Annotated in this window: 27 protein-coding genes; 16 read left to right on the top strand and 11 right to left on the bottom strand. The window is 64.6% G+C overall.

Annotation, left to right across the window (positions count from 1 at the left end):
- Nucleotides 1–54 precede the first annotated feature (54 nt).
- The gene (locus ACX80M_RS10780; RefSeq protein WP_252600406.1) at nt 55–378 is read right to left on the bottom strand and encodes a hypothetical protein; all 324 of its coding nucleotides are present in this window, start codon (nt 376–378) and stop codon (nt 55–57) included.
- Nucleotides 379–517: 139 nt separating this feature from the next.
- Nucleotides 518–730 carry a helix-hairpin-helix domain-containing protein gene (locus ACX80M_RS10775; protein WP_459309621.1) on the bottom strand — a complete coding sequence of 71 codons (213 nt, stop codon included), beginning with the start codon at nt 728–730 and terminating at the stop codon, nt 518–520.
- 239 nt (nt 731–969) lie between these two features.
- On the opposite strand from ACX80M_RS10775, the gene ACX80M_RS10770 reads away from it, so the two are divergent.
- The 4 genes from ACX80M_RS10770 (at nt 970) to ACX80M_RS10755 (ending at nt 5,432) form a co-directional block, all read left to right on the top strand.
- Nucleotides 970–1,827: a phosphatidylinositol-specific phospholipase C/glycerophosphodiester phosphodiesterase family protein gene (locus ACX80M_RS10770; protein ID WP_252611025.1), complete on the top strand. Its 858-nt coding sequence runs from the start codon at nt 970–972 to the stop codon at nt 1,825–1,827.
- A 35-nt stretch (nt 1,828–1,862) separates the two neighbouring features.
- Nucleotides 1,863–2,903: a hypothetical protein gene (locus ACX80M_RS10765; RefSeq protein ID WP_459309620.1), complete on the top strand. Its 1,041-nt coding sequence runs from the start codon at nt 1,863–1,865 to the stop codon at nt 2,901–2,903.
- Between the two features lie 364 nt (nt 2,904–3,267).
- Nucleotides 3,268–4,632: an MFS transporter gene (locus ACX80M_RS10760; protein WP_374210100.1), complete on the top strand. Its 1,365-nt coding sequence runs from the start codon at nt 3,268–3,270 to the stop codon at nt 4,630–4,632.
- On the top strand, nt 4,629–5,432 hold the full coding sequence (locus tag ACX80M_RS10755) for a putative hydro-lyase (protein WP_252611021.1): 804 nt from the start codon (nt 4,629–4,631) through the stop codon (nt 5,430–5,432). The genes ACX80M_RS10760 and ACX80M_RS10755 overlap by 4 nt, the downstream gene beginning before the upstream one ends.
- A 161-nt stretch (nt 5,433–5,593) precedes the next feature.
- Here the strand turns inward: ACX80M_RS10755 and ACX80M_RS10750 are convergent, their stop codons facing one another.
- The 6 genes from ACX80M_RS10750 to eat all read right to left on the bottom strand — a co-directional run bounded on the left by ACX80M_RS10750 (nt 5,594) and on the right by eat (nt 11,830).
- A complete protein-coding gene (locus ACX80M_RS10750; RefSeq protein WP_252611019.1) occupies nt 5,594–5,866 on the bottom strand; it encodes a hypothetical protein in 273 nt (90 codons plus the stop codon).
- A 158-nt stretch (nt 5,867–6,024) separates the two neighbouring features.
- Nucleotides 6,025–6,804 carry a 3-oxoacyl-ACP reductase gene (locus ACX80M_RS10745; protein WP_252611017.1) on the bottom strand — a complete coding sequence of 260 codons (780 nt, stop codon included), beginning with the start codon at nt 6,802–6,804 and terminating at the stop codon, nt 6,025–6,027.
- A gap of 26 nt (nt 6,805–6,830) precedes the next feature.
- On the bottom strand, nt 6,831–8,216 hold the full coding sequence (locus ACX80M_RS10740; protein ID WP_459309618.1) for an aldehyde dehydrogenase family protein: 1,386 nt from the start codon (nt 8,214–8,216) through the stop codon (nt 6,831–6,833).
- A complete protein-coding gene (locus ACX80M_RS10735) occupies nt 8,197–8,958 on the bottom strand; it encodes a gamma-glutamyl-gamma-aminobutyrate hydrolase family protein (RefSeq protein WP_252611013.1) in 762 nt (253 codons plus the stop codon). Before ACX80M_RS10735 ends, ACX80M_RS10740 begins: the two co-directional genes overlap by 20 nt.
- Nucleotides 8,939–10,321 carry a glutamine synthetase family protein gene (locus ACX80M_RS10730; protein ID WP_252611011.1) on the bottom strand — a complete coding sequence of 461 codons (1,383 nt, stop codon included), beginning with the start codon at nt 10,319–10,321 and terminating at the stop codon, nt 8,939–8,941. Before ACX80M_RS10730 ends, ACX80M_RS10735 begins: the two co-directional genes overlap by 20 nt.
- Before the next feature lie 60 nt (nt 10,322–10,381).
- Nucleotides 10,382–11,830, bottom strand: coding sequence for an ethanolamine permease (gene eat / locus ACX80M_RS10725; protein ID WP_252611009.1), 1,449 nt, complete (start codon nt 11,828–11,830; stop codon nt 10,382–10,384).
- 196 nt (nt 11,831–12,026) lie between these two features.
- Between eat and ACX80M_RS10720 the strand changes: the two genes are divergently transcribed.
- Nucleotides 12,027–12,788, top strand: a complete 762-nt coding sequence (locus ACX80M_RS10720) for a FadR/GntR family transcriptional regulator (protein ID WP_252611007.1) — start codon at nt 12,027–12,029, stop codon at nt 12,786–12,788.
- A 97-nt stretch (nt 12,789–12,885) separates the two neighbouring features.
- Here the strand turns inward: ACX80M_RS10720 and ACX80M_RS10715 are convergent, their stop codons facing one another.
- A complete protein-coding gene (locus tag ACX80M_RS10715; protein ID WP_252568465.1) occupies nt 12,886–14,004 on the bottom strand; it encodes a type I restriction enzyme HsdR N-terminal domain-containing protein in 1,119 nt (372 codons plus the stop codon).
- Between the two features lie 310 nt (nt 14,005–14,314).
- On the opposite strand from ACX80M_RS10715, the gene ACX80M_RS10710 reads away from it, so the two are divergent.
- From ACX80M_RS10710 to ACX80M_RS10685, 6 genes are all read left to right on the top strand, one after another.
- Nucleotides 14,315–14,905, top strand: a complete 591-nt coding sequence (locus ACX80M_RS10710) for a TerD family protein (RefSeq protein ID WP_252568464.1) — start codon at nt 14,315–14,317, stop codon at nt 14,903–14,905.
- Between the two features lie 24 nt (nt 14,906–14,929).
- Complete coding sequence (locus ACX80M_RS10705) at nt 14,930–15,118, top strand: TerD family protein (protein ID WP_374208695.1); 189 nt, start codon at nt 14,930–14,932, stop codon at nt 15,116–15,118.
- 38 nt (nt 15,119–15,156) lie between these two features.
- The gene (locus ACX80M_RS10700) at nt 15,157–15,738 is read left to right on the top strand and encodes a TerD family protein (protein WP_252568463.1); all 582 of its coding nucleotides are present in this window, start codon (nt 15,157–15,159) and stop codon (nt 15,736–15,738) included.
- A gap of 121 nt (nt 15,739–15,859) precedes the next feature.
- Nucleotides 15,860–17,053 carry a toxic anion resistance protein gene (locus tag ACX80M_RS10695; RefSeq protein ID WP_252568462.1) on the top strand — a complete coding sequence of 398 codons (1,194 nt, stop codon included), beginning with the start codon at nt 15,860–15,862 and terminating at the stop codon, nt 17,051–17,053.
- A 31-nt stretch (nt 17,054–17,084) separates the two neighbouring features.
- Nucleotides 17,085–17,588 carry a hypothetical protein gene (locus ACX80M_RS10690; protein ID WP_459309615.1) on the top strand — a complete coding sequence of 168 codons (504 nt, stop codon included), beginning with the start codon at nt 17,085–17,087 and terminating at the stop codon, nt 17,586–17,588.
- Complete coding sequence (locus ACX80M_RS10685; protein ID WP_252575924.1) at nt 17,588–18,139, top strand: TerD family protein; 552 nt, start codon at nt 17,588–17,590, stop codon at nt 18,137–18,139. The genes ACX80M_RS10690 and ACX80M_RS10685 overlap by 1 nt, the downstream gene beginning before the upstream one ends.
- On the opposite strand, the gene ACX80M_RS10680 is transcribed toward ACX80M_RS10685, so the two are convergent.
- Nucleotides 18,136–18,426, bottom strand: a complete 291-nt coding sequence (locus ACX80M_RS10680) for a hypothetical protein (RefSeq protein WP_252568459.1) — start codon at nt 18,424–18,426, stop codon at nt 18,136–18,138. The genes ACX80M_RS10685 and ACX80M_RS10680 overlap by 4 nt on opposite strands.
- 13 nt (nt 18,427–18,439) lie before the next feature.
- Between ACX80M_RS10680 and ACX80M_RS10675 the strand changes: the two genes are divergently transcribed.
- From ACX80M_RS10675 to ACX80M_RS10655, 5 genes are all read left to right on the top strand, one after another.
- Nucleotides 18,440–18,895: a hypothetical protein gene (locus ACX80M_RS10675; protein ID WP_459309613.1), complete on the top strand. Its 456-nt coding sequence runs from the start codon at nt 18,440–18,442 to the stop codon at nt 18,893–18,895.
- Between the two features lie 9 nt (nt 18,896–18,904).
- Nucleotides 18,905–20,155 (top strand): HpcH/HpaI aldolase/citrate lyase family protein, encoded by a 1,251-nt coding sequence (locus tag ACX80M_RS10670; protein ID WP_252600442.1) that lies wholly within the window; start codon nt 18,905–18,907, stop codon nt 20,153–20,155.
- A complete protein-coding gene (locus ACX80M_RS10665) occupies nt 20,152–22,701 on the top strand; it encodes a phosphoribosyltransferase domain-containing protein (protein WP_459309612.1) in 2,550 nt (849 codons plus the stop codon). The genes ACX80M_RS10670 and ACX80M_RS10665 overlap by 4 nt, the downstream gene beginning before the upstream one ends.
- Nucleotides 22,698–23,507, top strand: coding sequence for an HAD family hydrolase (locus ACX80M_RS10660; protein WP_252568455.1), 810 nt, complete (start codon nt 22,698–22,700; stop codon nt 23,505–23,507). The genes ACX80M_RS10665 and ACX80M_RS10660 overlap by 4 nt, the downstream gene beginning before the upstream one ends.
- 224 nt (nt 23,508–23,731) lie before the next feature.
- Nucleotides 23,732–24,517, top strand: coding sequence for a GOLPH3/VPS74 family protein (locus ACX80M_RS10655; protein WP_256473039.1), 786 nt, complete (start codon nt 23,732–23,734; stop codon nt 24,515–24,517).
- Between the two features lie 10 nt (nt 24,518–24,527).
- On the opposite strand, the gene ACX80M_RS10650 is transcribed toward ACX80M_RS10655, so the two are convergent.
- Nucleotides 24,528–25,274 (bottom strand): alpha/beta fold hydrolase, encoded by a 747-nt coding sequence (locus ACX80M_RS10650; protein WP_459309611.1) that lies wholly within the window; start codon nt 25,272–25,274, stop codon nt 24,528–24,530.
- Nucleotides 25,275–25,290 lie beyond the last annotated feature (16 nt).

Here is a 25,290-nt window from a genome sequence, read left to right as displayed (position 1 = left end):
ATGAGCGGACGACGGCGGGACCTCCCGCCGTCGTCCGCTCTGCCAGTTTCTGGGCTAGGTGCTTAGGTCCCAGTGCACCCGGATTGCCTCGGCAATTGGGCCGGCGGCGACGTCGACCCGGAAAGCAACGGGCGCGGTCCCGGTCTCTTCGATGACCGAGTCACGGTACACACGGCCGCATGAGGGACACAGCGTGTAGAGATCCTCATCCGCAGGCCATTCCGCCAGCTCCGCGGGGACCGGAGTGTTCTCTCCGTTGTGGACGGGGACGCCTTGTGAGTTGGCCTGAATCAACCCGTCCTTGCTGACGGTGTTGCCGCACACGCAGACGATGGTGGTGACATCATGGCCGATAACATCGGCGGTTTCAGTGTCCATGATGACCTCCCGGCGCTGGAAGAGACGTGCTGATATCAGCTTATGCCTGCTGATCCGTGCGGGCGCCCGGGAATTGGATAACGTCACCCAGGCGGCGGGCATCCTGGTGTTTCCAGCCCGGAGAATGCAGGGTGGGTGGTCAGCCAGCGAACCGTAGCCCTTGAGCCTGGAGCGCGGCTTCCAGAATCCGGACAGCCTTGGGCCCCACGCCGTGCATGGCGAGCAATTGGCTGCGGCTGCAGGCAGCAACTTGAGCCAAAGTGCTAATGCCTGCCTCGAGCAGGGCGCTGTTCGCCGGGCGTCCGATCGGCGGAAGGTCGCCGATCTGCGCAGGAGTATCACGTGTGCTCATGCTGGCATGGTATCGAAATCACGCCATAACGCTGTGGCCTGATCCTCTCCTCCCTCAAAACCCGCGGACGTAGGCGAGCGGCCGTAGCCATATGGTCCAAACGACGCCTCCTGTTCACCGTCCCGAAACCGTTGGCGCAACGCCCGTTCTCCGGCAGCAGGAAGTCTTTTCACGCACCGCCGCCCAGCGCCTCCATCGCCTGGGAAATGAACCGACCCTGCTGTACCAAGGAGAACCCCGTGTTCCTGAAAAGCGCCGTCACAGCCCTCGTAGCCCTCACCTCCCTGACCGGAATCGCCGCCCCGCCGGCCGCAAATCCCGCCAATGCGCCGTCGTCCGTGGTCCTCGGACAGCCGCTGGCCGCAGCCCATGCCCACAACGACTATGAGCACGACCGACCCCTGTTCGACGCCCTGGAGCACGGCTTCACCAGCGTCGAAGCCGACGTGTGGCTGGTGGACGGCGAACTGCTGGTGGCCCACGACCTCGAGGACGCCAAGCCCGGAGTAACGCTCGAGAGCCTCTACCTCGATCCCCTGGACGAGCTGGTGCGGAACCAGGGCCACAGCGTTTACCCGCACTGGGACGGCAGCCTGCAGCTCCTGATCGACATCAAGAGTGAGGGCGAGGCCACCTACGCCGCCATCGAGCAGGAACTGGCCGAGCACCGGGACATCATGAGCCGCTACAGCAACGGCACCACCAAAACCGGGCCCGTCACCGCCGTCATCAGCGGAAACCGCCCCTTGGCCACCATGCAGGCGCAGGAAAAGCGGTTCGGCTTCTATGACGGACGCTCCGCCGACCTCACCTCCGGCATGCCTGCCGGGCTGATGCCGCTGATCAGCGACAACTGGACCAAGCTCTTCACCTGGCAGGGCGTGGGCCCCATGCCCGAGGCAGAACGCACCAAGCTCCACGCATACGTGACAGAGGCACACGCCCAGGGCTACCGGGTCCGCTTCTGGGCCACCCCTGACCAGCCCGGCGCCGCACGCGAAGCTGTCTGGAACGAACTCTTCGACGCCGGCGTGGACCACATCAACACCGACGACCTTGAGGCGCTGGAACAGTTCCTCGCCGCCCGCACGCTCTAAAGCCGCCCCCACTCAGCAGACACAGGAACACCACCATGCCTTCAAAGACCGTGAAAACGACGACGGCGGCGGCCGTCCTGGCGCTCGGCCTCCTTGCGTCCCAGCCCGCCATCGCAGCCAATAACACCTCTGACAGCCAGGCTTTCACCTTTGGCGTCATCGGCGACATTCCCTACGGCGCCGCCGAAATCGCCAAGTTCCCGTCCCGCATCCAGGACATCAACGGCGACAGGGCGCTGAAGTTCGTCACCCATGTGGGCGACATCAAGAACGGCTCCTCGGTGTGCTCAGATGAGTACTTCGCCGACATCCGCTCACAGTTCGACACTTTCGAGCACCCGCTGGTCTTCACCCCGGGCGACAACGAGTGGGTGGACTGCCACCGCACTAACAACGGCGCCTACAACCCGCTGGAACGGCTGGACAAGCTGCGGGACGTCTTCTTCGACGAGCCCGGCAAGACCCTGGGCGCAACCATGCCGGTCAAGACGCAAGAGAAGCTTGGGCTTCCGGAAAATGTCCGCTTCACCCAGAACCGCGTGGCCTTCTCCGTGGTGAACGTCCAGGGCAGCAACAACTCGCTGCTTCCATGGAGCGGCCTGGGCGAAACCACACCCACGCCCGAGCAGCTGGCCGAAGTTGAGCACCGGACGGATGCCGTCCTGGGCCAGATACGTGACACGTTCACCGACGCCGAGCGCCGCAACGACCGCGCCGTGGTGCTGATGACGCAGGCCGACATGTTTGATCCGTCGCTGCTCGCCGCGGCCACTGCCAACCCGGAAACAGTCTCCGGGTTCCGGGAGATCGTTGCGGCCATCATTGAAGAGACCAACCGCTTTGACCGCCCGGTCTATCTCATCAACGGCGACAGCCACGTCTTTGCCGAGAACCAGCCGCTGGCGGAGGGTTCACCGTGGCTGGATGTCTACGGCAAGCCCGCCGCAGATGACCTGCAGCGCATCACCGTGGACGGATCGGCCAACGCCACGAACTACGTCAGGTTCACGGTTGTCGGCAACAGCAGCGACAGCAATGATGTCCTGAGCTGGGAGAAGGTCCCCTTCAGCCAGTAGGCACCAAACGGAAGCGGACGACGGCGGGAGTCTCCCGCCGTCGTCCGCTTCCCTGCCCTCGAAGTAGCCCAACACCCGGCTCCTCCTGCGATGCCCCGCTGCCCTCAACTCCGGAACTGCCGGCGGCGTCTGAATCCCATGAACCCCTTGACGGTGTGATCTGCGTCGCGTAGCTTGTTCAACAAGAGGATTGTTCAACAATCCAACGATCGTCGCAGTTCCGACTTCCGCAGCCATCCTGACGGCAAGCCGCCCAGACGCCCAAATGTCCCACCTTGCAACGCCGCAGGCGAGGACAGAAGCAGGCACCAGCACCATCCATCCCGCACTCGGATGACATCAACTCTCTTCATGGAGGATTAACATGGCCACTCCCCAAGCAATGGCCCCCGTTGACGCAAAGCCCCCGGTGGCGCGCAAGGACATGTACAAGGCATTCGCGGCCAGCCTGACCGGAACCGCGCTGGAGTTCTACGACTTCGCCGTCTACTCCGCCGCGGCTGCGATCGTTTTCCCGCTCATCTTCTTCCCGGCCTCGGACCCGGTCACGGGCACCCTGCTGGCCTTCTCCACCTACGCCGTGGGCTACATTTCCCGCCCCGTTGGCGGCATCATCTTCGGCCGGCTCGGGGACGAGATCGGCCGCAAGAAGATCCTGGTCATTACGCTGATGCTGATCGGCGTGGCCACGTTCCTCATCGGCCTGCTGCCCACGTATGACAACATCGGCGTCATCGCCCCCGCCATCCTCGTGTTCCTCCGCTTCGCCCAGGGCGTTGGCGTCGGCGGCGAATGGGGCGGCGCGGTCCTGCTCTCCAGCGAATTCGGCGACCCGAACAAGCGCGGATTCTGGGCCTCTGCCGCACAGATCGGCCCGCCCGCCGGCAACCTCATGGCCAACGGCGCACTCGCCGTCCTCACCCTGACCCTGTCCGAAGAAGACTTCCTGAGCTTCGGCTGGCGCATCGCGTTCCTGATCTCCGCGCTGCTGGTGGCCTTCGGGCTCTGGATCCGGCTCAAGCTCGAAGACACCCCCATCTTCAAGGCCATGGAAGCCCGGGGCGACAAGCCCAAGGCCCCCATCCGCGAAGTGCTGGCCACCCAGCGCCGGCCCCTCATCGCCGCCATGCTCAGCCGCATCGGCCCGGACGTTCTGTACGCCATGTGCACCGTCTTCACGCTCACCTACGGCATCCAGGAGCTCGGCTTCGACCGCGGCCAGGTTCTCGTCGCCGTCCTGATCGGGTCAGCCCTCCAGATCTTCACCATGCCTCTCGCCGGAGCCATCTCCGACCGCATCAACCGCCGCATGGTTTACGGAATCGCCGCAGTTGGCGCTGCCGTCTGGTCCTACCTGTTCTTCATCGTTCTTGAGGGACGGTCCCCGGTCATGCTGGTCGTGGGCATCGTGCTGGGCCTGCTCTGCCACTCGTTTATGTACGGACCCCAGGCAGCGTTCGTCGTCGAGCAGTTCTCGCCGCGGCTCCGCTCCACCGGCAGCTCACTGGCCTACACGTTCGCCGGCATCATCGGCGGCGCCATCGCACCGTTTATGTTCACCCTCCTGCTGAGCACCTATGACAGCTGGGTCCCGGTGGCCGTCTACCTCAGCGTCGCCTGCCTGCTGACCCTGGTTGGCCTGGCCCTGGGCCGCGACTCCAACGTTGCCGAGGATGAGGAATACCTGCAGGCCGGGCAGGCGCCGGCTGAACTTGTGGAGTCCAAGTGAGCCAGCCACACGCCCTCCTGGCCCCCGCCGACGCACGCCTGAAGTTCCGCAACGGCCTGGTCACCCCCACCTCCGGCTGGAGCGACGGCTACACCCAGGCGAACCTGATAGCGGTCACGGCAGACTACGCCGATGAGTTCATCGAATTCTGCCGGCTGAACCCCAAAGCCTGCCCCGTCATCGACATCATTCCGGCGGGACAGTATGAAAGCGCCCTGGCGCCCGGCTCCGATATCCGCACCGATATCCCCGCCTACCGGGTGTGGGTGGACGGCGAACTGGCCGAGGAGGTCACCGACGTCGCGTCAGTCTGGCGTGACGACATGGTGGCCGTCCTCATCGGCTGCAGCTTCACCTTCGAAGCCGCGCTGGCCAGCGAAGGGATCCCGCTGCGGCACACCGAAACCGGCCGCAACGTCCCCATGTACCGCACAAACGTCGAGTGCACCCCTGCCGGCAGGATCCACGGCCCCATGGTGGTCTCCATGCGCCCGATGCTGCCCGGGCTGGTTGAAACCGCCGTCAGGGTCACGTCGGAAGTGCCGAAGGTCCACGGCAGCCCGGTCCACGTCGGGTCACCGGAGGATCTGGGCATTGCCGACATCAACCGCCCCGACTTCGGGGATGCGGTGGAGATCCGGCCAGGGGAGGTGCCGGTTTTCTGGGCCTGCGGCGTGACACCGCAGAGCGCAGTGATGGCATCCAGGCCCTCCTTCGCCATCGGCCACGCTCCCGGACACATGTTCATCACTGATGTTCCGGAAAGCACCTACCGGGAACCGGCGGGAGAGCCATCGTGAAGCGGAGACTTCCCGTGGCCGAGAAGCGGGCCCGCCGGCCTCCCGGCAAACAAGACGGATTCGCGCGAGGCCCGCGTGGCCACTGCTGAACACCACAGACAGTAAATGCCGCAAACGCAAGCGGACCTCCCGCCGTCGTCCGCTTGCGTTTAATCGGGGTGCTACGGCAGGCGCAGCACCCCGGCGGCCGCCACCAGATAGGGGACGGGATCCGGATCCGTCCCCGCGGCCCACCGCATCCAGGCCTCGAACGTGGCGCCCACGAACGCGGCGCACAGATACCCCGCCACATCCTCGTCGACTCCTGCCGAAACAAGGTACGCCCGGGCGCGCTCGCGCTGCGGCGCCAGGGACTCGTAACTCCGGCTGGCCAGCTCGGGATGCTCGGCGATCAGCCGCAGCCGCCCGCGCGTGACCGCCAGGTCTGGAATCACCGAAACCCCGGCAAGCGCCGCCTCCCGCAGCCCCGCCAGGGCGTCGCCAAGCGGACGACGGCGGGTGCCTCCCGCCGTCGTCCGCTAAGTAATCTGCGACGCCCCCGATCTGCCGCGCACGTGCCTTGGGGATAGGGTCCACGCGGAAGACCTGGCCGTCACTCGGGTGTTACGTAAGCGCCTGAAATGCCGCCGTCAACCAGGAAGGTCGAGGCGGTGATGAAGGATGAATCGTCGCTGGCGAGGAAGGCGACTGCTGCTGCCAGTTCTTCCGGTTCAGCGAACCGGCCCAAGGGAACGTGAACGAGGCGGCGGGCTGCCTTCTCGGGATCCTTGGCGAACAGTTCCTTCAGCAGGGGCGTGTTGACGGGTCCCGGGCAGAGTGCGTTGATCCGGATTCCCTGCCGGGCGAATTCGACGCCGAGTTCCCGGCTCATGGCCAGCACCCCGCCCTTGGAGGCGCTGTAGGAGATCTGCGAGGTGGCAGCACCCATGACCGCAACGAACGACGCCGTGTTGATGATGGAGCCCTTCCCTTGTGCCTGCATGTAAGGGAGGGCGTATTTGCAGCAGTAGAAAACGGAGGTCAGGTTTACTTCCTGGACCCTGCGCCACGCATCGATTCCTGTATCGATGATTGAGGCATCGTCTGCCGGCGAGATTCCCGCGTTGTTGAAGCTGATGTCCACGCTTCCGTACGTTTCGTTGGTGATGGCGTAGAGGTTCTTCACTTCCTCTTCGCTGGTGACATCCACCTTCACATAGAGGCCGCCGACCTCGTCGGCTGCGCGCTGCCCAGCGGTCGGGTCCAGATCAGCGATGACCACATGGGCGCCTTCCGCGGCGAAGCGGCGAGCTGTGGCCAGCCCGATGCCGCTGGCGCCGCCGGTGATGACAGCGCTGCGTCCCTTGAGGCGGTTGGAAATTACTTCAATCATTTTTTCTTCCTTTTGTGGTGGGGACGTTATGGGTTGGTGGAGATGAAGACGTTTTTTGTTTCGGTGAACGCGTTCAGGGCGTCCGGGCCGAGTTCCCGTCCGAGTCCTGACTGCTTGAATCCGCCAAAGGGCGTGGAGTAGCGCACCGAGGAGTGGGAGTTCACCGAAAGGTTTCCCGACTCGAGTCCCCGGGCCATCCTCAGCGCCTGACCGATGTCCCGTGTCCAGATGGATCCGGACAGGCCGTAGATCGAGTCATTCGCCAGGCGGAGTGCGTCGGCTTCGTCCTCAAAGGGAACGACTGCCACGACGGGGCCGAAGATCTCCTCATGCATGACCCTGTCCTCGCGGGCGGGCGTAAGAACGGTGGGAGGGAACCAAAACCCCTTGCCGTCCGGCGCGGATCCCTGGAAAGCCACAGATGACCCGTCCGGGACGAAGCCGGAGACTGTGCGGTGTTGGGCTGCGGAAATCAGCGGCCCCATGAACGACGCCTCGTCGCTGGGGTCGCCGACCTTCAGGGCCTTCACGACTGGTTCCAGGAGTTCAAGGAATTTTTCATAGACGCTGTTTTGGACCAGGATTCTGGAGCGGGAGCAGCAGTCCTGCCCGGCGTTATCAAAAGCGCCGCCGGGTGCTGCCGCGACAGCGGCTTCGAGGTCCGCGTCGGCGAAGATGATGTTGGCGCTCTTGCCGCCCAGCTCCAGGGTCACGGGTTTGACCTGTTCCGCGCAGCCGGCCATGATCCGCTTGCCGACGCCGGTTGAACCGGTGAAGACGACCTTTCGCACTGCAGGGTGGGTGACGAACCGTTCCCCGACGACTGAGCCCTTGCCCGGGATGATCTGCAGGACCCCTTCGGGCAGCCCCGCTTCCAGAGCCAGCTGTCCGAGCCGGATGGCGGTCATGGGAGTCAGTTCCGCCGGTTTAAGGACAACGGTGTTGCCGGCGGCCAGCGCAGGGGCGAAACCCCAGGCCGCGATGGGCATGGGGAAATTCCACGGCACGATCACTCCCACGACCCCGAGGGGTTCGTTGAAGGTGACGTTGACCCCTCCGGCTACCGGAATCTGCTGGCCAAGGTGCCGTTCGGGGGCTGCGGAGTAGTACGTGAGGACGTCGCGGACATTCCCTGCTTCCCATCGGGCATTGCCGATGGTGTGCCCGGCGTTGCGGACCTCCAGTTGCGCCAGGTTTTCCAGATCGGCGTCAACTACCGCGGCAAACCTGCGCAGCAGGAGGGCCCGGTCTGCAGGGGCAACATGGCGCCAGGTCTCGAAGGCCTGGACGGCCTTCTCGATCGCCCTGTCCGTGTCCGCAAGTGTTGCAAGGCTTATGGTCTCGATGACCTCTTCCGTTGCCGGATTCAGTACGTCAAACGTGCTGGTGGACTCAAACGTGCTGGTGGACATTGCCGGGGCTCTCCGTTCGATTTTTGCGGTAGTTGGTTGCAGCCTCAATGAACCCATTGAAAAGCCGGAGATCGTTGGGATTCTGTTCCGGGTGGAATTGGACCCCTAGTGCCCATCCGCCCGTTGCCGTTTCGAGGGCTTCCACCGTGCCGTCGGCCGCCGCCGCCGTGACGGAAAGGCCGTCAGCGATCCGGTCCATGGCCTGGTGGTGGTAACAGGGTGCGCTGGCCGATGCTCCCAGCAGATGCCGGCTGATGCTGCCCGGCGCCGTCGTGAACTCCACGTTGCCGAATACGCCCGGCGCCGGTTGGTAGTCCGCCTCCGGGTTCACATCGGGGATGTGCTGAATCAGCGACCCGCCCATGGCGACATTGAGGATCTGGGCTCCCCGGCAGATGGCGAAAAGGGGGACTTCGGCGTCCAAAGCTGCCTTGGTGAGGGCGATATCGTGCACGTCCCTGGCCGGTTGGGCGCGGGTGAGCCGGTGGGGCTGCGCCCCGTACTGTTCCGGGCCCACGTCGCTGCCTCCGGAGATGATCAGTCCGTCCAGGACCTCCACGATCGATGGGTCAGTGCCGACGGGCGGCAACAGGACAGGGGTGCCGCCGGCAGCGACGACCGCCTGGACGTAGGTTCCCGGCAGAACTGCCGCATCCGCTGTCCAAACGCCCCAGGAAGCCTGCTGAAAGTAGGTTGTCAGTCCAATCCGGGGACGGTAGCCATCAGAGACGTTCAAAGACACGCTTGCGCTCCCAGTCCGTCACGGCGCTGTCAAAAGCTTTCAGTTCGACATCGGCTGCGAAGACGTAGTGGTCCACAACTTCATCGCCGAAGGATTTGCGGGCAATCTCGCTGTTGGCCAGCAGGGCACGGGAGTCCCGCAGGTTCGTTGGGATGCGGTCGGCGTCGGACTGGTAGGCATTGCCGGTCAAAACGGGCTCGAGCGGGAGTTCATTCTCGATACCGTGGATGGCTGCGGCGATCAATGCGGCGGCGGCGAGGTAAGGGTTCACGTCCCCGCCCCCCACGCGGTTTTCCACCCGAAGGCCGGGACCGCGCCCGACGATGCGGAGTGCGCAGCTGCGGTTGTCCAGCCCCCAGGCGATGGCTGTTGGCGCGAAGCTGCCTTCCACGAAGCGTTTGTAGGAATTGATGTTCGGAGCGAGGAAGTAGGCCAGCTCCTTCAGCCCGGCGAGTTGGCCTGCGATGAAATGCTCCATGACGGGACTGAAGCCATGCTCACCATCGCCGGCCAGGACCGGGTTGCCGTCCAGGTCGGTCAGGCTGAAGTGGATGTGGCAGGAGCTGCCTTCACGCTCGTTGTACTTCGCCATGAATGTGATGCTCTTGCCCTGCTGGGCGGCGATTTCCTTGGCTCCGTTCTTGTAAAAGACATGGTTGTCGCAGGCAGTAAGCGCCTCGGCATATCGGAACGTGATTTCCTGCTGGCCCAGGTTGCACTCGCCCTTGGACGATTCGACCACCAGGCCTGCCTTTTCCATACCCGTGCGAATGCTTCGGATGACCGGTTCCAGCTTTGCCGTGGCCAGAAGTGAGTAGTCCACGTTGTAGCGGGTTGAGGGAGTGAGGCCCTCATACTTCTTTTCCCAGGCTTCTTCGTAGGTGTCGTCAAACATGATGAATTCGAGCTCGGTGCCGATATGGGCGCGGTATCCCAGCGCCTCCAGGCGTTCGATCTGTGCGCGCAGGATCTGGCGCGGGGACTGGGAGACGGGGCGGCCGTCGAGCCAGAGGATGTCGCACTGGATCATGGCGGTGCCTTCCAGCCACGGCACCCGGCGGAGGGTCGAGACGTCGGGCCGCATCACCATGTCTCCATAGCCGTTCGCCCAGGAGGACATGGAGTACCCGTCAATGGTGTTCATCTCCACATCCACGCTCAGGAGATAGTTGCAGCCTTCGGCGCCGTGCCCCAGCACGTCCTCAAGGAAAGACCTTGCCCCGCATCGTTTCCCCTGCAGGCGTCCCATCGAGTCCGTGATGGCAACGACAACGGTGTCAATGTCACCGGAAGCGACCAGGTCCCGCAGCTCATCGACGCTGAGCTGGGCTTGCGCGGACGTGCCGGTTGTTTGATTCGTCATGTGATTTCCGTAACTTTGATCGTTATTATGAGAGTAAGAGATCGGACCGCGGGATGGGTGTCAGTTCTTGAGTTCTGCCTCGGCCGCGGCCAGCTGCGCGAATTCCTCTTCGGGAGCGCCTGCAACGATGCGGTGCCGGCTGTAGAACCAGTAGTAGAGGAGCGCTGCGCCGAAAATTCCAGCAGTTATGGACGCCGCGTTGACATCGACCACAAATGTTGCGACAACCGCGACTGCCGCCAGAACCAGCGCGATGGAGGTGGTCACGACCCCTCCGGGGGTCCGGTAACCGCGGGGCAGGTCGGGTTCCTTCTTCCGCAGCACAATGTGCGAGAGGTTCAGCAGGACATAGGACACAGTGGCACCAAAGACGGCGATGTTGATCAGGAGCGCGCCGTCACCGGTTACTGCCGCCAGGATGAAGCCGATCGTTCCGGGGACGATCAGTGCCCAATAGGGGGTTCGCCGCTTGCCGGTCAGGGACAGCCACTTGGGAAGATACCCTGCCCGCGACAGTGCGAAGAGTTGGCGGGAATAGGCGTAGATGATGGAGAAGAAGCTGGCTATGAGCCCGGCGAGGCCAGCATAGTTGACGAAGTCGGCCAGGAAAGTGTTGCCGCCGTACGCCAGACGCAGGGCTTCCGGGAGGGGATTATCGGACCCACTCATTGCCGCTGACCCTGCGGCCCCCGGAACGAGCACCAGCATCAGGGCCGCGAAGACGACCAGTACCACCACCGCGACCATGATGCCCCGCGGCATGTCCTTCTTCGGGTCGGCGGTCTCTTCAGCGGCCAGGGGAACCCCTTCGACCGCAAGGAAGAACCAGATGCCATACACCAGTGCACCGACGGCGCCGCTGATTCCCATCGGCAGGAAAGCGCTCGAGCTGGGTGAGCCGTCCGGGACTATGTCAAAGAGGTTCTGGACGTTGAAATGCGGGGCCAGCCCCACCACGACCGCAACCAGGGCGACGACAGCGACTGCGGTGATCCCGAAGATCATCTTTAGGGCTTCGCCCACTCCGCGGAGATGGATTCCAACGAAGATTGCATAGGTCACCAAATAGACCGGCCAAGAGTTGGTCAGGCCAAAGAGTCCCAGCGCTTCAACATAGCCGCCAATGAAAATGGCTATTGCAGCGGGTGCAACGGCGTATTCAATGAGCACGGCCATTCCGGTGGCGAATCCGCCCAAGGGGCCCAGGGCCCGGCGGGCGAATCCATATCCCGCGCCAGTGGCAGGAAGTGCCGAGGATAGCTCGGCGAGGCCGAAGGCCATACACGTATACATGATGCCCATGAGAACAGTTGCAATGAGGAGACCGCCCCATCCGCCTTGGGCGAGGCCGAGGTTCCACCCTGCGAAGTCGCCGGAGATGACGTAGGCAACTCCGAGTCCTGCAAGCAGGATCCACCCCGCGGCCCCGCGTTTCAGTTGTCGGTGCTGGAGATATCGTTTGTCGTCGGTAAGCTGGGCTGAATCAGAGGATGCCACTGTAGTTCCCATCGTCCAAGGGTATTGGTATGAAATAAGACCATAAGCTCGTTACAGTGTGTGCCAGATCACGAGCGTGGTCAAGAGGGTTCCCTGATCTCGGCCAACTTTTCCTCGGTTCAACCGTGCTTCCGGCCGGTGCGGCGGTTTTTCCCGCTTCAATGGGCCCCTGCCATAGGCCTTTTTTTGGACCGATTAGGATAAGGGTATGGAAGAGGAACTGCTCGGAAGCCCCGCCCCGATTCTCCGCCCGGTCCGGCACGGCAACGCCTTCGAGGAGACCATCGAACGCTTGCTCCAGAACATCAAACTCGGTCTGTTCGGTGTAGGGACCAAGCTGCCAGCTGAGCGGGAACTTGCCGAGATGCTGGGCGTATCGCGCGCCACCTTGCGGGATGCCCTGGCCGAGCTGCAGAAGGCCGGATACGTTGAAGTTCAGCGCGGCCGCTATGGAGGAACGTACGTGTGCAGCCGGCCCCCTGCGGGTTCGGGGTCCTACCCGGAACTCGATCCGGCCGAGGTGGACGACGTCCTAACCTTTCGCGGCGTACTCGAGCCGGCGGCCGCATCCTTGGCGGCCAGGGCGACGTTATCACCTGCCCAGCGCGGTCACCTGTTAAGGGCTTTGGCCGAGGTGGCCAGTGCACCTGCGAATCTGTACCGGCCGAAGGACGCAAGATTCCATGTGGCGATCGCAGAAGTGGCAGGATCGCCAAGCCTTGCGCTCGCGGTGGCGGATGTCCGCTCAAAGGTAAGTGACCTGCTGGACCGGATACCTCTTATCCAACCCAACCTGGAACATTCCAACCGGCAGCACCAGGAAATCGTGGACGCCATACTCCGGGGCGACGATGAGGCAGCCTTCAAGGCGGCGCAAGATCACCTGCAGGGAACAGCGTCGCTGCTACACGGATTCCTCGGACATTCCCAGCCTGAGGTTTCCCCGCAATCGACTGCACCACAGCGTTGAGTTGACACGGCTTCCCCGCTGACCGCGACACCGCAGCGCTGGGGGAGTGGCACCCACCGCGAGCGGACGATGGCGAGAGATCCCGCCGTCGTCCGCTCTACCTGTTGCGAAGCTTAGGGTCAACTATCTCTGTCCGGATCACTGCCGCCAGCGTCTGGACCGTTGTGGTGATTCCGGTATTCCGCTTGATTTCCTTGCGGATGATGTCCAGCACCGAGTCGGACAGGATGACGTCCAGCAGCGCATCCGGCGATGTTGCCGCGCGGTGCTTCCACAGCTCATCGATCCGACGGCGCTTCAGCGCCTCCCGGTGGAGGAAGAACATTTTGTCCGCTTTTGCCTCCAGCGATTCAGGGCCGAGGAGGTCAACCTCGAAGGCGAGATTCAAAATCACGGGGAGCCCACCGGTCAGGTGGTAGGCCTGCCAAACCTGGCCGTTGGTGAGGATCATCCATTCCACACCCTCGTTGACCGCATACATTTGGACCTGGCGAAGGTGGCGCTCATTGAGTTTCTGGCTCACCCGCTTGACCTCTATGAAGGCAATCAGCTGCTTGTCAATTCTGACGCCGTAGTCCGCGAAATCCTGCCTGACCATGTATTCGGTGGTCAGGTCGCGGAATTTGTCATAGCCCAAACCCTCGCAGAGCATGTCCGTAATCAAAAGGCGGGTGTCGCCCTCATTGGCATCACGGGTGAGGAGATCGTGGAGTGGTTTGGTGAATCGCTGAACGGCGTCTTTAACCTGCTCATGGGCCTCGGACTCCCACTTCGGTCCCTTGGCAATTGGGGGAGCGGGTTTGATCTCCGCGATGACTGTGACGGCTTCGGCGGCGTGGCTGCTTCCGTGTTCCGTGTCCGGGGAAACGACCGCCACGAGGCTTAATTCCATCGCCGGCGGCGCTGGCGCGTCGGCTGAATTTTCGTCGGGTGGAACGACTTGGAGAGCGTGGGCCGCACGCACGGGCCGCGACAATTCGTCGGGGAGCTGGACATGTGGGTCCACAACACCAAAAGCCGCCTGTTTCAACAGCCACTGGATTGTCGGCAACCATGGCTGGACGGCCTCCCTGCTCACACCCGGGGCATCGACGGTCCTCGCCGCGGAGATGGCCTCCAGATCGGCGATGCGCGGAACAAGGTGACCCTGCCCAGCTGCCTCAGTCGCCCACTGAGACAGCACCTGCAGACGCGCCTGATACTTGATGTCTGTCATTTTTCCCCCATTTGAATTCAATCCCTACTGGAAATTGACTTCGTGTGAATGCCTTCCGGCAAGAGCCGTCCTGCTTTTGAGATTCGCCAATTAGACGAGACCATACACGGCCGCCTTGTCCGGCTCCGCCCGCGCCACGGCTTCGCCATCACCTCGATTCCGGCTAGGATCGCTCTCGAACCCGCCTGATCGGCATGGTCCGCGTCCTCGCCCCCACTAACTTCACATGTACGCACGGAACTAGCGCACGGCCGGAGTCGTTGGGACCTGAGAACTCGAGTATTCAAACTAGCTGGAGGTTGAGAAAATTATGGGATTGAGCTTGCAGAAGGGCCAGTCGCTGTCGCTGACCAAAAAAGACGGCGGATCGCTCACTAAGACCAAGATGGGGCTGGGCTGGGACTCGGCGGCCCCGGTCAAGAAGGGCTTTTTCGGAAAGGCCAAGTCGGTGGAGGTCGACCTCGATGCGTCGGCCATTTTCTTCGACGCGGCTGGCAAGTCGCTGGATCAGGTCTGGTACAACCAGCTGCAGAGCAAAGACGGCTCCACGCGTCATACCGGGGACAACCTGACGGGCGACGGCGACGGCGACGACGAGACCATCCTGGTCAATTTGGAGCTCGTCTCCCCGGCAGTGGCACACATCGTCTTCGTCATCAGCAGCTACACCGGCCAGACCTTCGACCAGGTGCAGAATGCCTTCTGCCGGCTGGTGGACGACTCCACGCCAGGAAGCCCGGAAATTGCCAAGTACCAGCTGACCGACTCGGGGACCCATTCGGCCATGATCATGTCCAAAGTATCCCGTGACGGCGCGGGCTGGACCTTTAAGGCCATCGGGGAGCGGGCCCAGGGCCGCTCGGTCGCGGATCTGATCGCACCAGCTGCCGCCGTCCTCTAGTCGTTCGAGGCTCCCTTCTGCCGTGTGCTGAACCAGGACACGGATCAGGAAGTGGTCCGCTACGATTTGAGCGAGGACGCGGCACCTGAAACGTCGATGATTTGCGCCGAGATTTACCGCAACCGTGCCGAATGGAAGTTCCGGGCGGTTGGCCAAGGCTATGCCACGGGCCTCCACGGCATCGCCACCGATTTCGGCATTTCGCTGGACTAGTTCGCAAGATCGATTCAACACGAAGGAATGGTACAAACATGGCAGGACTAACCCTTACCAAAGGCAGCAATCTGTCCCTGACGAAGAGCGCACCAGGCCTGACGAAGGCTGTGGTCGGGCTGGGCTGGGACCCGCGTACGACGACGGGAGAACCTTTCGACCTCGACGCCTCCGCCCTCCTGGTGGCGGCCGACGGCAAGGTCCGGTCCTCCGCGGACTTCATTTTCTACAACCAGCCCGCTGCCGCGGACGGCTCCGTCAGCCACCTGGGGGATAACCGGTCCGGCGAAGGCGCCGGCGACGACGAACAGATTCTGATCGATCTCTCCCTGGTTGCTGCCGACGTCGAGCGTGTTGTCATCGTGGTCTCCATCGACCAGGGTGAAACGCGCGGCCAGAACTTCGGCCAGGTGCGCAGCGCCTACTGCCGGGTGGTCAACCAGATCGATGAGAAGGAAATCGTCCGCTACGACCTGAGCGAGGACGCGGCGCCCGAAACGTCGATGATTTTCGCCGAGGTCTACCGCAACAACGGGGACTGGAAGTTCAAGGCCGTCGGACAGGGATACGCCACCGGACTCGCCGGCATCGCCAAGGACTTCGGCGTCGACCTTAGCTGATTAGTGTCCCGGACTGATTAGAGTCCGGACTGACTACTTCGGCTCCGCATCGTTTCCACCTGAGGTGGTGTCCCGGCCAATCGAAACCGGGACACCACCGACCTCTTGAAAAGGCAGCATCATGAATTCTCCGTTGACTCCCCCCGACGCCGCAGAGGCTTCATTGGTGCTTCAGGCTCCGGACGCCCCTGCCATAGTTCAGCCCGAAGACGCTCCCGGCATGGTGCCGGTCCCCGACGAACGACGGGCCGAGATCAATAGGCAGGCCAGGGAGTTCGTGGCCGGTCTGGCCCAACTGGACGCGCGCAGCCCGGAGTTCTCCGCGCAGGTCGATGGCATCAATAAGATCGGCAGCGCCGAGATCACAGCGTCCAGCAACTCCTCCAGCAGGCTGCTGGAGCGTTCCTCGACGTCCATTGCCGGCGCCAAGAAGTCCGGGAACAGCGCTCAGGTTGCGGTCGCCAACACCCTGGGTGAGCTGCGGAGCACGGTGGAGGAGCTCACTCCCAACCAGGCCAACATGAGCGTTGGCAAGAAGATCCTGGGCTTCATCCCCGGCGGCAACAAGCTGGCCAAGTACTTCCAGAAGTACGAGTCGGCGCAGACCCAGCTGAACCAGATCATCAAGGCCCTGATGACGGGCCAGGACGAGCTGCTCAAGGACAATGCCAGCCTGGCCAACGAAAAAGTCCAGCTCTGGGAAACGATGCAGGCGTTGAGCGAATATGCCGTCTTCGCCAAGGCACTGGATGCCGCCTGCATGGAGAAGATCGACTCCACCCGCGCCGCCGGGCAGATTACCGAGGCGCAAAAGATGGAGGCGGACGTCCTGTTCCCCGTGCGTCAGCGCCACCAGGACATCCTGACCCAGCTCGCCGTCTCGGTGCAGGGGTACCTGGCGATGGACCTGATCCGCAAGAACAACGTTGAACTGATCAAGGGTGTGGAGCGGGCGCGGACCACCACCATCTCGGCCCTGCGCACGGCGGTGATCGTGGCCCAGGCCCTGGCCAACCAGAAGATGGTCCTGGACCAGATCGACGCTGTCAATACCACCACCAACAACATGATCTTGAGCACCAGCGAAATGCTCAAGGACCAGACTTCCCGAATCCACCAGCAGGCGTCCAGCTCCGGGGTCAGCGTGGAGACGCTGCAGAAGGCCTTCGACAATGTGTTCGCCACGATGGATGCCATCGACACCTTCCGGTCGGAGGCGGCCAAGAACATGGAGAGCACCGTCGGGGCCCTCGAAGCCAGCGTGCTGAAGGCCAAGCCGTACCTGGAACGCGCGCGGCAGGGCAAGACAGACTAAGTGACGGCGGAAAGCAGCAGGCGGTAACGCAGTGATTGGTAAGTTCATCGGCTCCCTGTTCGGCGGCGCCCCCGTGCCGGGCATCACCGAGCAGGCTCCCGAGCCAACGGCCGACGCCGAGATGGCGCAGACCGCCGGATCCCTGGACAACCTGCGCAGCGCCATCCGGCGGGCCGGCGTTGAGCTGCCGACGTCGGTGTCCTCGCAGTTGCGCCAAATCGACGATGTGCTGCGCCCGCTGGTGAGCCATATGGTCGAGCAGGGGGCTTCGATGGAGCAGCAGGTGCTGTTGAATTCCATCGTCTGCAGCTACATCCCGGATCCCCTGCGCACTTATCTGGCGCTCCCGGACAGTGCCAGGACTGAGGAATCCGGGCCGACGCGGCTGCTGGCGGAACAGTTCGCCACGCTCGAGGAAATAGCTCGTGACCTGGCCAACCAGGTGCGGATCGGTGCCATTGCCGAGCTGTCCACCCACGGCCGGTTCCTCGAGGATAAGTTCGCGCCGTCCAGCCTTCGTCTGGAAGGCCGCTGATGGGCAATCTTGTGGCCGGGGCCAACGCCGCGCTGACGGCCGAGAACCCGGGACTGAGCAAGATCCTGGTCGGCTTGGGCTGGCAGTCCATTCCCAGCCGGGGGCCCCAGTCCGAGCTGGTTCCGCTGGCGATCATGTGCGACGCCGGCGGCCGTGCCGTCTCGAACGATCACCTGGTGTTTTTCAACCAGATCGCCAGCCCGGAGGGCTCGGTGGCCTTCGCCGGCACCGAGGACCAGGAGCAGATCGACGTCGACCTGTCCCTGGTGCCGGCCGGCGTCGCCAAGATTACGTTCATTGTCTACGTGGACCCCGATCTCCGCGGGCCCGGCACCTTCTCCGCCATCCGCAACCAGTACATCCGGGTGGCTACCGCACAGAATCAGGAGCTCGTGCGCTTCGATATTCCCCAGTCCCCGCAGGACAACATCACCGCCATGATGTTCGGCGAACTGTACCGCCACCGCGAAGACTGGAAGTTCCGGGCCCTGGGCCAGGGCTACACGACTGGCCTGCGCGGCGTGGCAGCCGACTTCCGGTTCGATGTCTAGGCGATGGCACTGAACAGGTCCAGCACCCGCACGGACATCACGTACCTCAGCCGCCGGGTCAAGCCGGCCGCCCGCGCTGAAACATCCGCCCCGGCGACAGCGCCGCCGTCGTCTCCGGTGTCCCCTGCGGCCGTGACGTCGCTGTCCCTAAGCCGATCGTCCGCGCCCACATCGCCAGCACCAGCCACGTCAGCGGCGACCCCATGGGCCGGAGCCCGGCCGGCAGCCGAGACCCGGCCCACCAGGCTCTTTCCGGCTCCCGGGATCGGCGAGACGAGGCTGCTCAACGCCCAGACACCGATGATCCGCCTCGACCGGCGCCAGTCGGCGATTGGCAGCCTGCTGGTGACGGGGGCAACCTCGGCGGCATGGGAAAGCCCAGAACGCGTGACCGGGGCAATGACCGTGGACGGCGCCGTCTCCGGCACTTCCATCAAGTGCTCGGGAAACCGCCCGCTTGTGGGCTACATGGACGGGACCGCCGTCGTGGCACTTCGGCATATCCGCGAGCTGCGCCGGGCGCTTTTTATCGGACAGCCTTCGGCCCCGCTGACCGTGGAGATCTTCGACGGCGGCACCGTGACGCTGCCCGCGGCCAGCGGGGAGCTCAGATACATCCTGTCCCTGACCGCGATCGATGGAGTCATCGAGCTGCGCGCCGAACCGGTGCCGGCCCGCGCCGACGCCGCCGAGCTCTGGCAGGAATTCGGCTTTTCCATGACCACCAACGCTGCCGCCCGTCGGCAGGGACACTGACGGGACGGCATGCGCCATTTCAGTTTTCTTAGCGACGAGAATGCCTCGCGCCTTTTCCACATCGCTCCGCAGGAGCTGAGCCTGGGCTCGGCGCCAGCGGTGCTGGCCGTGGCCTTGGGCGCCACGCTCTACACTCCGGCGGACCGCCCGAACCTGGCTCAGGATATCCGCAAACAGGCTGCCCGCGGCTGCCTGAGCATGGTGATCTGCCTCGAGGATTCCATCGCCGATGATGCGGTGGACTCTGCAGAGACCAACGTCGTGAACACGCTGACCCGGCTGCATGCCGGTTCCGCCGGGCCGCGCCGCGGGAGCGGCATCGGCAGCGACGACGACAGGAGTGGCGACAGCGGCAGCGACGCTGTCGGCGCCTTCCACTCCGACGAGGGGCCGTTGCTGTTTCTCCGGGTCCGCACGCCGGAACAGATGCTGAGCCTGGCCAGCCGCTGCGGTAAGGCACTGGACCTGCTGGTGGGCTTTGTCATTCCGAAGTTCGAGAATGAGACCGGCCAGGCCCAGCGGTTCCTGGATGCCCTGCATACCATCAACGCTTCACGCGGGGGCGGCCGCAGGCTGCGGATCATGCCCATCATGGAATCTCCGCTCGTGATCCACGGCGAGACCCGGGCCAGGACTTTGTCCGGTATCTGCGACGTGCTGCAAGCCAACAAGGAGGATGTCCTGGCCGTCCGCGTGGGCGCCACGGACATGTCCAGTGCTTTCGGCCTGCGCCGCTCCCGGGACCTGACCATCTATGACGTCAAGGTGGTCGCCTCCGTGATCGGGGACATCGTGAATATGCTGGGCCGGCCGGACAACGGATTCGTGATCTCCGGCCCGGTCTGGGAGCACTACAGCAACAGCGAGCGGGTGCTGCGCCCCCTGCTGCGGCGCACTCCCTTCGCCGACGCAAATGAGATGCCGCTGCGCGATCGGATTCTGACGGCCAACCTCGACGGGCTGATCCGCGAAATCGAACTGGACCTGGCCAACGGGCTGCTGGGCAAGACGGTCATCCACCCCACCCATGTCCCGCTGGTCCATGCCATGTGCGTCGTCAGCCACGAGGAATACGTGGACGCGCTGGAGATCGCCGGCAAGAACGGCGGCGGCGCCTCGGCCTCGCCGTACGGCAACAAGATGAATGAGATGAAGCCCCATCAGGCCTGGGCCGGCCAGACGCTGCTGCGTGCCGCAGCGTTTGGTGTTGCCGCCGAGAACATCACTTACGTTGACCTTCTGGAAGCGAGCATGAATTGAGCCAGGACATCTGGACCGGCGGTTTTGTGCGGGACGCCCTCGGCGTCGGCATCACGACGGACCACTCCGCGAGCCTGCTGCCGGTCGAGGACCTCGTGGGACTGGCACTGCGCCGCAACCCCAAGCGGGCCCACCTGCTGGTGTCCCGGGTGCTCGGCAAACACGTCCCCTCTGAACCCGGGCTGGTCATAGCCGCCGGTGAGTTGCTGGGAGTGCTCGTCGGCGAGGCTCTGTCCGATACCCCGGAATCCGTATCCGTCACTCCGACCATTGCGGCCGGGCTCGCCGCGCTCCTGCGCGGGGAAACGCACGACGGCGGCCGGCGGGCCGCGTTGCAGAGCCTCCGTCTGCAGCTCGCCGGGTTGAAGACCCGCAACCCGCAGATCATTACCATCGGCTACGCGGAGACGGCCACCGGCCTGGGACGGCTTGTGGCTGACACGATCGGCTCGTATTACATCCATTCCTCCCGGCACGCCCCGGCGGGCGCCGCCGCCTACGGGTCCTTCGAGGAATCACATTCGCACGCCACCTCACACCGGCTGCTCCCCACGGATCCGCGGCGCCTGAACGCCCCTGAACCGGTGGTGCTGGTCGACGACGAACTCAGCACCGGGGCCACGATCATCAACACCATCACCGAACTCCACGCCTTGGCTCCCCATCCCAGCTACACGGTGGCTGCGCTCGTGGACCTGCGGACACCGGGGGACCGGGCCCGGTTCGACGAACTCGCGGAGCGGCTCGGGACCCGCATCCGGGTGGTGGCTCTGGGCACGGGGCAGATCACCCTGGGCGCGGACATTCTCCAGCGTGCCGAGGAGGTGGTGGCCGCACTGCCGCAGGCGCCGGCAACCCCGGATTGGGCACCCGGAACGGTGACCTTCCTCAGGCCCGGGACGGTCGGCGCAGCTGTCCGCAGCGACCGGTTCGGCAACGGCGGTTCCCCCGCCGCGGCTACGCTGGCCGACGTCGGGGAGTCGATCCACCGGGCCCTTCCGCAGGCGGCCGGCGCGGAGTCCGTGCTGGTCCTGGGCAGCGAGGAGTTCATCCACGTGCCCCTGGCCGTGGCCGATGCACTGGACCGGCTGAATCCGGACCGCGGCGTCCGGTTCTCCACTACCACCCGATCCCCGATCGTCGCCCTGGACCGCCCGGATTACGCCATCACGGGCACGGTGCGGTTCGCCAGCCATGACGTCACCGTGGACGGCCCCGGTGTGCGCTTCGCCCACAATGTTTCCTCCGTCGGCCGCAGATTCGGCACGATCGTCCTGATGCCCGAACCCGGGACCCCCGCGGAGGTCCTCTCGGGTCCCGGCAGCGTGACGGAGGCGCTTGTCGCCGTGTGCAGCGCGGTCGTGGTCGTCCTCCTGCCCGCCTCACCCGTCCTCCCGGCGCCGCTGGCCGGACCGGCGTTCGGTTCCTACGCACCGGAGGAAGTCACCTGGTTGCTCCAGGACATCGGTGATGCCGCGCTGGAAGCGCCCGCGGCCGATCGTGAAGCCGCGATGCAATCGGGCAGGGCGAGCTATGCAGAGTCCCTGCCGATCGAATATTCGCCCTCGCAGCAGTACCAGCAGCTGTACCGGGACGCCTTGAAACGCTCCGCCGCGCGCGTCGCGCAGGCCGTGGGCACCGTGACCGAGATGGCGCTGGCCGCGCGCCGGAACCGGCCTGTGTTGGTTTCCCTGGCCAGGGCCGGCACACCGGTCGGCATCCTGATGCGCCGCTGGGCCCAGCAGATCCACGGCATCGACCTTCCCCACTACACGATGAGCATCGTGCGCGGCGTCGGGCCGGACCAGACGGCCCTGCGATACCTGGCCGCCCACCATGACCCGGAGCAGATCCTCTTTGTGGACGGCTGGACCGGAAAGGGCGCGATCACCCGCGAGCTCTCGGCCGGCCTCGACCGCTTCGCCGAAACCGACGGTGTTGCCTTCCCCAAGGACCTCGCCGTGCTCGCCGATCCCGGGCACTGCGCCGCCATGTACGGCACGCGCGAGGACTACCTCATACCCTCCGCCTGCCTGAACTCGACGGTGTCCGGGCTCGTGTCCCGCACGGTCTTCAACACGGAGTTCATCGGCCCCGACGACTTCCACGGGGCCAAGTTTTACCACCAGCTGCGCGGTGACGACGTCTCGCGGGAGTTCTTGGCCGCCGTCTCTGGCCATTTCCCAACCGTCGAATCGTTCGCCCGGGCAGAAGCCGGGGCGCTGCTGGCCGCGGACCGGACGCCCACCTGGGCCGGCAGGCTCGCCGTGGAAAGCCTCGGCCGGGAACACGGGATCGACGACCTGAACCTCATCAAACCCGGAGTCGGCGAGACAACACGCGTGCTGCTGCGCAGGGTGCCGTGGAAGATCCTGGTGCGTCCTGATGCCGCGCCCGAGATAGCCCACATCCTGCTGCTGGCTCAGCAGCGCGATGTACCGGTGCTGGAGGTGCCGCACCTGCCCTTCAGCTGCGTGGGGCTCATCGATCCGACGTTCAGCGGGGTATCCGGCGCCGATGGAGTCACTGCGGCGGCCGCCCTGTGAATTCCGTCCTGCTGGCCTCGGACCTTGACCGGACCCTCATCTACTCCGCGAAGGCCTTCTTTCTGGACGTCCCCGACCACCTGGCACCGGACATGGTGGTTGCGGAGCTCCACGAGGGGGTGCCGATCTCGTTTATGACCCGCACCGCCGAGCGGCTGCTGCTCGAACTGACCCGGACAACCATCTTCGTCCCAGTGACCACCCGGACCGAGGCCCAGTACCGGCGGGTCCGGCTGCCCGGTGCCGTGCCTGAATACGCGGTCACCACCAACGGCGGTGTCCTGCTCAAGAACGGCGAGCCGGACATCGAGTGGCAGACCACAGTCGGGCAACGGGTCTCGGAGGGCTCGGCGCCGCTGGCCGTCATCGAGGAATTTTTGTCCCGGGAGGCCTACCGGTCCTGGATTCTCCGGCTGCGCCAGGCCGAAGAGCTCTTCCTCTACGCCATCGTGGACCGGGAGCTCATGCCCGCGGAATTCGTGCGGGAGCTGGACGCATGGTGTGCCTCGCTCGGCTGGACGGTGTCCGTCCAGGGCCGCAAGCTCTACTGTGTGCCGCACGCGGTGACGAAGAACAGCGCCGTCGCAGAAGTCGCCCGGCGGACTGGGGCCTCCCGGGTGATCGCCGCCGGGGATTCGCTGCTGGACGGGCCGATGCTGGCCGAAGCTGACGTCGCCTTCCGTCCCTCCCACGGAGAACTCGCCGACGTCGACTTCCGCAGGGATCACCTGCGCGTCACCGATGCCCGCGGCATCCTGGCAGGCGAAGAAATCTCCCGACGCATACATGCGCTGGTCCAGCGCTGAGCACACGTCTACAGGCGGCCACCTGCCCAGCCTTGGCCTGACCAGGAACTCGGCCGTGATGTACGGGCCCAAGGGCCTGCGCTTCAATGCAGTGGACCCCGGCCCCACCATCACCAACATCAACGGGGCCATCCTTGCGTCCGACGGCAGGAGGTCCCGCCGTCGTCCGCTCGCCTTTGTAAATCCTCATTGTGGTGGGCGCCCAACAGGGCCACCATGTTCGTATGGACGCTGAAACACCGAAGGCGGCGGAGCTGAACCTTCCCCAGGCCTTCCTCCTTCTGGCAACGAACGACATGAACGGCAAACCTGAAGTGCCGGTGTTCGCACTCAGGACCACTGTGGCAGGGGCAATATTGGCCGAGCTGGACCTGATCGGTGCGATCGAGCTGCAGGGGAAGCGCATCAGGGCCACCGGCGACGCCCCGGCAACGGACTTCCAGCGCGAGCTGGAAGTCATCCGTGGCAAATCCCGGCCCCACACTCCCAAGGGGTGGGTAGGCATGCTGGAGGGCCGCGCCGTAGTGCAGCGTGTCTACGAGGGCATGGCGTCACTGGGCATCGTAGAACATGTCGGCGAAAAGCACCTGGGCCGGTTCCGGGCCGTGCGGTACCCGGAGAAGGACCACGCTCCGGAGTCGGCGCTCCTGGAAAAGATCCAGGCCGCCCTCAGCGGCCCGCCGTCCGAACTTGAGCCGCCGGATACCATGGCGACCGATGCCGGCTCTGATGCGGGGACCAGTGATGCGGGGACGGCTGACGCAGGGACGCCCGATTCCACGAAGCCTGGTGCCGGGGCCCCTGCTGCCAAGCCTGATTCCAAGGCGCCCGATGCGAGGACCATAGTGCTGATCGCCCTGCTCCAGGCGGCCGGAATGCTCGGCAAGCTCTTCCCGGCGGCAGATCTGACCCGGGCAACTGAGCTGTCGAAGGACTATTGGCCGTCCCGCGCGGTGGAGGACGAACTTCGTATGATCAGGCTGGCGGAGCAAGAAGCCGCAAACCTGTGATTCAACGCCTTCACAGTGACCACAGGCCCTCGAGCAGTTGCTGCACGTGCTCCGGCTGCTCGACGTTGGCGAAGTGGCCGCAGCGCGGGATCGTCACAGTCCGGACGTTCGGAATTGTGGCGGCCAGCCGGTCAAGGTCGGAAAGAGACGTGAACACATCAGTGTCCCCGCGGGTCGCCAGCACGGGGGTGGCGCCGACTGCACGGACCAGGGCCAGCCCTGCCGGACCCAGGGCCGCCAGTGAGCGCATGAGCAGCCTCATGCCGACGAACGCCGGGAATCGGGACAGACTGAGCAGCGGCTTGCGGGCGGCCTCGGACACGCCGAATGTCGTGGCCGAAATGGCGGCGACGCTCGCGGTCCGTTCCGGCCATGCCGCGGCAATATGCAACGCCAGGAAGCCTCCCATGGAGTGGCCCACGAGGTGCCATTGCGGGTAGCCGAGCAAGGCCAGCACCTCAGTGACGGCGCGTGCCATCGCCTCGATGCCGAAGTGTTCCAGCCTGGCTCCCTTGGTGGATTCGCCCCAGCCCGGCAGATCAATCAGGACACGATCGCGGGGCGAAGCGTCGGAAAGCAGCGGCTCAAAAGTGGTCCAGGATCCCGCGGCGCCGTGAAGATACACCTCCGCTGTGCCGGACGCCGGGGACCCGCCGGTGCCCTGCTGGACACGCACCGTGCACGAGCCCAGCCCGGTTGGAATGATGTGCCGCCGCAGCGTGGCCGCCCACGTCGCGGATTCCTGCCGAACGCTCATGCCCGCCTTCCTCTGG

The organism is Pseudarthrobacter sp. MDT1-22 (assembly GCF_054511035.1).
Note: the sequence above shows the minus strand (reverse complement) of the source record. Positions and strands in the feature narration are given on the sequence as shown.